Source organism: Kitasatospora sp. NPDC057512, assembly GCF_042802135.1.
Classification (GTDB): domain Bacteria; phylum Actinomycetota; class Actinomycetes; order Streptomycetales; family Streptomycetaceae; genus Kitasatospora.
Map to the genome: position 1 here is coordinate 1 of NZ_JBHVET010000772.1, position 3,831 is coordinate 3,831.

Genomic DNA, 3,831 nt, shown 5'->3' on the forward strand with positions numbered 1-3,831 from the left:
CCCCCGTACGGACGGGGGCGGCCGGCCCTTCCACGTGTTCGGCGTGCTTCAGCCGGCGGCGGCGACGCCCGCCTCGCCCATCGCGCCGATCCGCCCGAGCAGGTCGACGATCCGGGACTGGACGTCCTCGCTGGTCGAGCGCTCGGCGAGGAACAGCACCGTCTCGCCGGTGCGCAGCCGGGGCAGTTCGCGCGGGTCGAGGTCCACCGAGGTGTAGACCACCAGCGGGGTGCGGTGCAGCCGGTCGTTGGCGCGCAGCCAGTCCAGCAGGCCGACCCGGCGGCGGCGGATCTGCAGCAGGTCCATCACCACCAGGTTGGGCTGCACGCTGCTGGCCCGGGCCACCGCGTCGTTCTCGTCCACCGCGTGCTCGACGTGCATGCCGCGCCGCTCCAGGCTGCTGATCATGGCGGCGGCGATGTCCGGATCGCCCTCGACCAGCAGCACCCGCGGGGCGTGCTGCTCGCCGTCGCGCGGCGCGAGGGCGCGCAGCAGGACCGCCGGGTCGGCCCCGTACGCGGCGTCCCGGGTGGCCTGGCCGAGGCCGGCCGTGACCAGCACCGGGACCCTGCGGTTGAGCGCCGCGGTGCGCAGCGACTGGAGCGCGGTGCGGGTGATCGGGCCGGTCAGCGGGTCGACGAAGAGGGCGGCGGGGAAGCCGGCGACCTGGGCGTCCACCTCCTCGCGGGAGCGGACGATCACCGGCAGGTAGCCGCGCGCCTGGAGGGCCTGCTTGGTGGCGGGGTCGGGCTCGGGCCAGACCAGCAGCCGGCGGGTGTTGGCCAGCTCGCCGGTCGGGGCCGACGGCTGCTCGGGCGCGGGCCGCTCGTCGGCGGGCGGGAGCTCGGCCATCGGGCGCGGCGCGGTCCGGGCGGCGTCGGCCGGGACGGGCGGCTGCGGCGCGGCGGCGGGCACCGGGCCGAGCTGGCGCGGCGGGGCGAGCTCGCCCAGCCCGGTGCCGACCGGGCGCGGGCCGGACGGCTCCTCGGCGGCGGGCAGCGCGGCCCGGGCCGGCGCCAGCGCGGTGCCGGGGGAGGGCTGCGCCTGGCCGGCCTGGCCTTCCCGGCCTCCCTGTCCGGCCGGGCCGGAGGCGTTCACCAGGGCGTCCGGGCCGGGCCCCGGCGGGACGGCCAGCCGGCGGCGGCGCCCGGTCGGGGCGGCGGCCGGTTCGGGCGGCGCGGGCGCGGGGCCGGCCGGCAGGGCGTGCTCCAGGCCGGGGTAGACCGGGGTGTCGGCCGCCCCGGGCAGGGCGAAGCCGCCGGAGGACTCCTCGGTCGGGGGCAGCGCGCGGCGGCGGCGGTGCCTGGTCTCGCCGGAGGCCTGCTCCTGGGCGGCCTCGGCGGTCGGGGTGCCGCCGGGCGGGGTGCCGTCCGGGGCGGCGGGCGCGGGCGTCGGGGCCGGACCGAGGGCGAGCGGCTCGCGCCCGCCGGGGCGGTTCGGCTGCGCCCGGTGGCCCTCGACGGGCACGGCGTAGGCGGGGCCGGAGCGGCCGTCGTCCTTGCCCCACGGGTCGCTCTGGGCGCCGTCCGGCCCGGCCAGGCCCTGGCGGCCGTACGCGGGGTCGTTGCCGGTGCCGTTCCACTGTTCGGGGACGGCCCGCTCGACCCGGGCGGGGGCGTTCGGCCACTGGTCGGCCGGAATGTCGGGGTTGCCGGGGGTACCGGGGGCGTCGGACGCCGGGGTCTCGGCGGCCGGTCGGCCGCGGCGGCCGCGCCGCTCGGCGGGCGGCTCCTCGGCGGGCACCCGCTCCTCGGCGGGGGCCTCGGCGGTCTCGGGGGTCTCGGCAGCGGGCTGCTCGTCGGCCGCCGCGGGCTCGGCGCCCTCGCCGCTGCTGGGCAGCTGCGGGATGCCCGGAAGCTCGGGCAGGACGGCGCTGTCGCCCTCCTTGGGCCGGTCGGAGCGGCCTTCGGCGGCGGCGCGCTCGGCGGCGGCCTTCGCGGCGACCGGGTCCAGCGGCAGCTCGACGACGTACGTGGTGCCGGCCTTGCCGGGCAGCTCGTGCGGCTGGAGCACGCCGCCGTGGCGCTCGACCACCGCGCGGGCTATCGGCAGGTGGACGGGGCTGCCGCCGACGCCGGGGCCGCGGATCTCGACCCGGGCGACCTCGCCGCGCTGGGCGGCGGCCAGCACGACGGTCGGCGGCTCGGGGGCGGGCGGAAGCGCGGGCGCGGCGGCGCCGTTCAGTCCGGGCACGGTCAGGCCGGGGGAGGGGGCGACGGGGGCGTCCAGGGAGAGTCCGACGCCGCTGACGTCGGCGACCAGGTGGGCCAGCGCCTGGGCCAGCCGCCGCTCGTCGGCGATCACCTCGACCGCGGCGGCGTGCACCGAGAACCGCACCCGGCCGGGGCCGACCAGCTCGCCGGCCTCCTCGACGGCCCGGCGGACCACCTTGTCCAGGCCGACCGGAACCCGGGACGCGGCCTTCCGCCCGTCCTTGCCGTCCTTGTCGCCGGCCTTGGGCTCCTTGCCGTCCTTCCCGTCCTTGCCGTCCTTGGCCTCGGCGGCGCCGCTCTCGCCGGCCTCGCAGCGCTGGTGGTCGAGCACCCCGTCGATCAGCTTCCCGTACCGGCGGCACTCGGCGGCCAGCCGGCGCAGCGTCCAGTTGGCCTCCGGCCAGAGCTGGCCGGCCGGGTCGGCGGCGAGCGCGTCGAGCCGCTGGTTCAGCGCGTTCAGCGCGCCGCCCAGCTCGCTCTCCAGGACGGCGGTGAGGTGCTCGTTGCGGGCGACCAGGGCGAGTTCGCGGCTGCGGTCGGTGAAGGTCATCACCGCGCCGACCAGCTGGTCGCCGTCCCGGACCGGGGCGGTGGTGAGGTCGACGGTGACCGGCCGGCCGTCCTTGCGCCACAGCACGGTGCCGCGCACCCGGTGCTTGCGCCCGGAGGTGAGGGTGTCCAGCAGCGCCGACTCCTCCAGCGCCAGCGGGGTGCCGTCGGCCCGGGAGTGCTGGATCAGCGGGTGCAGCTCGCGCCCGCCCAGCTCGCTCGCCCGGTACTCCAGGATGTGCGCGGCGGCCGGGTTGACCAGCACGCAGCGGCCTTCGAGGTCCACGCCGAGCACGCCCTCGGCGGCGGCCCGCAGGATCATCTCGGTCTGCTTGTGCTGGCGGCGCAGCTCGGCCTCGACGCCCAGCCGGCCGGAGAGGTCGCGGACCAGCAGCAGGAGCAGGTCGGAGGAGGAGGGCGAGTTCTCGCGGTACGAGTCGTACGGGGAGCGCGCGTAGCCGCGGCCGTCGCCGTCGTCGGCGAAGTCGTTGCCGGACACCTCGACCGGGAAGGTGGTGCCGTCGGTGCGGTGGGCGGTCATCCGGACCGGGCGGTCGAGGGCGTCGCCGTCGCGGGTGGCCGGGCGCATCGAGCCGGGGATGCGGCTGGGGTCGAACTCGGGCAGCAGACCCAGCACGCCCATGCCGACCAGTGAGGTGCCCGGCGCCTGCAACGCCTGGACCGCCGCGCTGTTGGCGTCCACGACGGTGCCGTTGCTGTTCACCAGCAACAACGCGTCGGGCAGGGCGTCGAGTATGGCGGCGAGGCGAGCAGCGCCTCGGATCGGCCTGCTGCTCACGTCGACAGGTCTCCTCGGCTCGGGGCAGCTCCTCCGGAGACGGCAGTATCTCATTCTTCTTTGCGGCGGAGTCGACCCGCCTAGTAACGTTGGCGGCGGTTGGTGCCGAGCCCCACGGGTGTGGCATCATCACTGACACACGGAACGGCTCCGCTCGCGCGGGTACGATCCCTGTGGGGAGGCTTCGCCTAGTCCGGTCTATGGCGCCGCACTGCTAATGCGGTTTCGGGGTTATTCCTGATCGAGGGTTCAAATCCCTCAGCCTCCGCC

General features: G+C 77.6%; 1 protein-coding gene and 1 tRNA gene. One reads left to right on the forward strand and one right to left on the reverse strand.

Annotated features, from left to right (window positions below):
- Positions 1 to 48: 48 nt before the first annotated feature.
- The gene (locus ACFU6K_RS33465) at positions 49 to 3,561 is read right to left on the reverse strand and encodes a PAS domain-containing protein (protein WP_380669503.1); all 3,513 of its coding nucleotides are present in this window, start codon (positions 3,559 to 3,561) and stop codon (positions 49 to 51) included.
- A gap of 177 nt (positions 3,562 to 3,738) precedes the next feature.
- On the opposite strand from ACFU6K_RS33465, the gene ACFU6K_RS33470 reads away from it, so the two are divergent.
- Positions 3,739 to 3,829, forward strand: a tRNA-Ser gene (locus ACFU6K_RS33470).
- The last annotated feature ends 2 nt before the right edge of the window (positions 3,830 to 3,831 follow it).